At 55.9% G+C, this 4,660-nt stretch carries 6 protein-coding genes; 4 read left to right on the top strand and 2 right to left on the bottom strand.

The window, feature by feature from the left end; all coding sequences use genetic code 11:
* A partial coding sequence (locus tag ACLBWT_RS23230) for an Mrp/NBP35 family ATP-binding protein (RefSeq protein ID WP_447665425.1) occupies positions 1-896 on the top strand: 896 nt, incomplete at its 5' end.
* A gap of 157 nt (positions 897-1,053) precedes the next feature.
* Here ACLBWT_RS23230 and gerD read toward each other — a convergent pair.
* Positions 1,054-1,740, bottom strand: a complete 687-nt coding sequence (gene gerD / locus ACLBWT_RS23225) for a spore germination lipoprotein GerD (protein WP_447665424.1) — start codon at positions 1,738-1,740, stop codon at positions 1,054-1,056.
* Positions 1,741-1,907: 167 nt separating this feature from the next.
* On the opposite strand from gerD, the gene ACLBWT_RS23220 reads away from it, so the two are divergent.
* Positions 1,908-2,543, top strand: coding sequence for a KinB-signaling pathway activation protein (locus ACLBWT_RS23220; protein WP_447665423.1), 636 nt, complete (start codon positions 1,908-1,910; stop codon positions 2,541-2,543).
* A gap of 25 nt (positions 2,544-2,568) precedes the next feature.
* On the opposite strand, the gene pdaB is transcribed toward ACLBWT_RS23220, so the two are convergent.
* Entirely contained in the window at positions 2,569-3,366 is a 798-nt protein-coding gene (gene pdaB, locus ACLBWT_RS23215) for a polysaccharide deacetylase family sporulation protein PdaB (protein ID WP_447665422.1), read from the bottom strand.
* A gap of 109 nt (positions 3,367-3,475) precedes the next feature.
* Here pdaB and ACLBWT_RS23210 point away from each other — a divergent pair, with 109 nt between their 5' ends.
* Positions 3,476-4,102 (top strand): stage II sporulation protein M, encoded by a 627-nt coding sequence (locus tag ACLBWT_RS23210; protein ID WP_447665421.1) that lies wholly within the window; start codon positions 3,476-3,478, stop codon positions 4,100-4,102.
* Positions 4,103-4,182: 80 nt separating this feature from the next.
* Positions 4,183-4,404 (top strand): hypothetical protein, encoded by a 222-nt coding sequence (locus ACLBWT_RS23205; RefSeq protein ID WP_048749365.1) that lies wholly within the window; start codon positions 4,183-4,185, stop codon positions 4,402-4,404.
* Positions 4,405-4,660: the final 256 nt, after the last annotated feature.

Here is a 4,660-nt window from a genome sequence, read left to right as displayed (position 1 = left end):
CGGCCGGCGGCGCAGCCACCGCCGCGGCAGGCGCCCCGGGCGCGGCAGCGGAGGCGAAGCCCGCTGCCGGCGCCGGCACAGGCGCCGCACCCGTGCGTGGGCACGGGGCGGGCCTGGAGGCGCTGCCGCTGCTGGCGGAGCGCAGCGGCACGCAGTTCATCGCCGTCGCCAGCGGCAAAGGCGGCGTCGGCAAGTCGACCGTCACCGTCAACCTGGCGGTGGCGCTCGCCCGCAGGGGCAAGCGGGTCGGCTTGATCGATGCCGACATCTACGGCTTCAGCGTGCCCGACATGATGGGCATCGAATCGCGGCCGGAAATCGTGGACGGCCGGATCGAGCCGATCGAGCGCTTCGGCGTGAAGGTCATCTCGATGGGCTTTTTCGTCGAAGACAACAGCCCTATCGTCTGGCGCGGCCCGATGCTTGGGCGGATGCTGCGCAACTTCTTCCAGGAAGTCGAGTGGGGAGAACTGGACTATGTGCTGCTGGACTTGCCTCCGGGCACGGGCGACGTCGCGCTCGACGTTCACCAGATCTTGCCGCAGAGCAAGGAAATCATCGTGACGACCCCTCATGCGACAGCCGCCTTCGTCGCAGCCCGCGCCGGCGCGATGGCCATCACGACGCAGCATGAGATCCTCGGAGTCGTGGAGAACATGTCCTATTACCTGAGCCCGTCGACCGGCGAGAAGGAATATGTGTTCGGACGCGGGGGAGGGGCCAAGCTGGCGGAGACGCTCCATACCTCGCTGCTCGCTCAAGTGCCTCTCGGCGCGCCGGACAACCATGTTTCCGAGCCGGACTTCTCTCCGTCGGTCTACAAGGCGGAGACGGAGACGGGAGCCATCTATCTGGAGCTGGCCGATCAAGTGATCAGGCTGGCGCCGGCTCATTGATTGTCTGCATCACCATTCAAAAAGGGCAGCCCCGGCACGATCCGGGTGCTGCCCTTTTTGGCGTCATCATTAGCTGCTTTCCTTTTCCTGAAATCCTGGCATAATCCGAGCAGGCTCAACCGCCTTTGCCGCCTCATCAGCTTGATGTTCCGCTGCCTTAGCCGCCGCTATCCTTGCTGTCGCCGCCACCGCCGCCGCCTTCTTCACCGCCGCTGTCGCCGCCACCGCCGGAGCTCGTATCCACTTTCTCGCCCGGCTTGACGCGAAGCTCTTCCTGAACCGCTTTTTTGAGCAGGTCGAGGATTTCCACGCGGAAGAGCGGATTGGACATCGATTCCTGCATGATGGTCATGACCTGCTTGCGGTATTGCGAGCTCATGAGCACTTCGAGAATCATCTTGTCCATCTCCGGCGTTTTCATCGCTGAGATCAATTCCTTCTGGTATCCGGGATCTTTCATCAGCTCTTTGTGGATATCCTTGTTTTCTTTGTTGACCGCCTTGGCGAAGTCCCCGGCAAAACGGGTGTCCGTCATCAGCTTCTTGATCACTTTGTCGTAATCCGGCGATGTGATCGTTTCCTTGACAGCCATGCGCACGCTCTCCGCATCCTGCACCGAAAGCGATTTGATGCCGCTGCTCGACGTTCCCGCAGCGCTCATTTGGCTTTCCTGCAGCGCCTTTTGGGCGTCCTCCGTCTTGAGGATGTCGATCACCATGGATTTCATGTCTTTGTAGCTGGTCTGCTGGCCGCCTCCTCCGCGCGGCTCGGCGCCGCACCCGGTCAGAAGAACGGCAGCAAAAGCCGATATCGAAAAGCAGTACAAGGCCCGCTTGAGCTTCATGTCGAGAAATCCCCCTTCTTCGCTGTGCCGCCAAGTGTAGGATAGCGGCGATGGATACGTACAGTATGCGCGAAGAGAAGGGCGAATATCAGGGAAGGCCTTAGCTTTTTATTCCGTTCATGGTAAGATGAAGGATATGGCCAATTTCTCTGGGGGGATACATCCGCATGACGATCCGCAAGTGGTTTCACCTGTTCTGGACAACGCTAGCCTTGGGAGCCGCGACGACACTGATCGTCGGGGTCCTGATGCTTTTGACCGATAAGAGCTTCAGCGTATTCGGCTGGTCCGGGTTCGGCTTCAACCTATTCAATATGACGCTGGTTGGCTTGCTGATCGGCGCCTTCAGCCAGATGGGCTTCTTTGCTTATCTCACGGTCAATTACATCGCCCTGAGCGTATTCCGCAAAGCTTATCTCTGGAATGCCTTGCAAGCGTATACGACTATCTTCGCGCTCGGATTCCTCGGCTATGTCCTATATGGCGCCCGCGGCGACTTGGGCAATATCGTCTTCTGGGCGCTGCCGCTTGGAATCGCTGCCGTGTCTTGGGCGGTCGGAGCATGGAAGAGCCGGATGACCAACAACCATGCTTTTATCCCGACGCTGTTCCTGATGGTAGTCGTGACCGCGATCGAGGCGTGGCCAAGCTTTCAGCCCGGAGATGACGGCAGTGTAAGCACCAGCGCCATCCTGTTCATGATGGCTCCGCTTGTCGTCTGCAATGCCTACCAGATTCTGCTTCTTCACCGCATTACGGGCAGCAGAAAAGCCGTCGACGCGCCGGAGGCGAAGACGGCCTAGAGTGGATGGCAAGTGTTGCGGCTGCCTACATATTGATGGTGGCCGGCTCGCTGGAGACGCCGTTGTCCCGTACTTCCTTGCCGGAAGCCTCCGTGCCGCTGATAAGCTGGGAGACGCTGACGAATTCATAGCCCTGGCTGCGGAGCTGATCGATGATAATCGGAAGCGCTTCATGGGTCTGCTTGACGGAATCGCTCGCATGGAGCAGCACGATATCGCCGGGATGGGCACGCTTGAGCACTCGATCGACAATATTTTGGGTTCCGATATTCATCCAGTCCTGGGAGTCGGTGTCCCATTGAATGACCTTGTAGCCCAAGCTTTCCGAAACTTGAAGCACCCTTTTGTCAAAATCCCCGTTGGGGAGGCGGATGAGCTGGGGTGCTTTTCCCGTCTCCTGGGTAAGGATGGAGTGGGCTGTCTGGATCTGGGTCTTGATCTCTTCGTCGGTCAGCTTGCTGTAGTTCTCGTACTTGTGGCCGTGGCTGCCGATTTCCCAGCCGCTGTCTGCGATGGATTTGACGATTTTCGGATGGGTTTGCGCCCAAGGAGAGGAGAGGAAGAACGTAGCGTTCTTGACGTTCTTCTCTTTAAGGATCTCAAGGATGGGCTCGGCGCGCTTTTCCCCCCAGCTGATATCGAAGGTCAAAGCGATGATTTTTTTGCTGGTCGGCACATCATAGATAGCGGCGGGCTGATCGTTCGCGAACACGGAGATTTGGTCCTTCTCGGTATAAATGACTCCGGCGGCAAAAATGACGGCCATGGCCAAGAAGAAATAACGCCTGATTTTTCTTCCGTTGAACACATAAAAATGATTCATCGATGTACGGCTCCTTTCGCGGCAAGCTTGGCTTGCTGTATGGATTAGTACAATCTATGCCCGTCCTTACGGGATATTCGCGCCTCAGCCTAATTTAGGGGGAAATGGAATGAGCAATCGAATGAAAGCATACTTCGTATCCATCAAGCAGGTGCGCCGGCAGTTTTGGCTGGGATGCCTGCTGTTCGCGGCCGGTGCTTGGATCGGAGCAGTCAATGAAAGCTTCCATGCCATGCTTGACGGTCAAATGAACCAGATCCGGGAGTTGGCCAAGACGCTTCAGGAGAGCGGCAATCCGACAGTCAGTTTTTTCTTGTTCATTTTTTTCAATAATGCGGTAAAAGCGCTCATTGTGATGGCGGCGGGCATCCTCTTCGGGGCGCTGCCGGTGTTTTTCCTGGTCATGAATGGAATGGTTCTCGGATATTTATGGACCATTGAATCGGCTGAAGCGGGAACACGGGAGACGCTGCTTCATTTTGCAAAAGGAATTCTGCCTCACGGCATCATCGAAATTCCCGTCATCATTCTCGCTGCCGCATACGGAATGAAGCTTGGGGGATATGTCTGGCGCTGGCTGGCGCTTGCGTTGTCGGGAAGGGAGACGGGCTCTATCCGTGCTGAATGGAAGGCCTTCCGCCGAAGCCTTGTCCCTGCCGCGACAGTTGTCGTCCTGCTTCTTTTGGCAGCCGCGATTGTGGAAAGCACGCTGACAAGATGGATTTTGCAGCTGTAATAAAACCTCCATTATTTGAGCATAACTGTAAAGCTGCATCAGACCATGGAATGTTCCAGACATTCAAGGAGGCACCTGTTATGCTTGGAATACTTTTCAACGACAAGGAATGCAAGGAACTCGACTATGTGCTCCGCAAGGAATTGGACGAGATGCTGCTTGATTTAGGGGATTCCCGGCTCGACGTAGATATCAAACAGGCCATTACTCGCAGGTACCGGATCGTATTCCGGATGTTCGCCCGGATCGCGCCTCCAAGAGAGCTGTCCCGGTATGCGCTCAGGGTCAGAAACAATCGCTAAAAAAGATTGAAAATAAAAGTGGAATAAAGGGTTGACGGTCCTGTACGGGCTGTGGTAAATTAATTCTCGCCCCTTCGAACGGGCTTCATAAGAAGACAGCATGCGACATACATAAAGCGACATGGTAATAAAAAACAGGTTGCAATGAATGAATCAGCTGTGATATATTATGAAGGTCGCCGCTTGAAAGCGACATGGAAATTTGTTCTTTGAAAACTGAACAACGAGTGAAGCAAGTCAACGTTATAAATGAGCA

The organism is Paenibacillus sp. D51F (genome assembly GCF_053345695.1).
The sequence above is the reverse complement of the archived record's forward strand: the minus strand, read 5'-3'. Positions and strand labels throughout refer to the sequence as shown.

What these genes read in the sequence shown, in the direction of transcription:
- gerD (WP_447665424.1), bottom strand. Translation starts at nt 1,740, where the DNA reads ATGAAGCTCAAGCGGGCCTTGTACTGCTTTTCGATATCGGCTTTTGCT.
- ACLBWT_RS23220 (WP_447665423.1), top strand. Translation starts at nt 1,908, where the DNA reads ATGACGATCCGCAAGTGGTTTCACCTGTTCTGGACAACGCTAGCCTTG.
- pdaB (WP_447665422.1), bottom strand. Translation starts at nt 3,366, where the DNA reads ATGAATCATTTTTATGTGTTCAACGGAAGAAAAATCAGGCGTTATTTC.
- ACLBWT_RS23210 (WP_447665421.1), top strand. Translation starts at nt 3,476, where the DNA reads ATGAGCAATCGAATGAAAGCATACTTCGTATCCATCAAGCAGGTGCGC.
- ACLBWT_RS23205 (WP_048749365.1), top strand. Translation starts at nt 4,183, where the DNA reads ATGCTTGGAATACTTTTCAACGACAAGGAATGCAAGGAACTCGACTAT.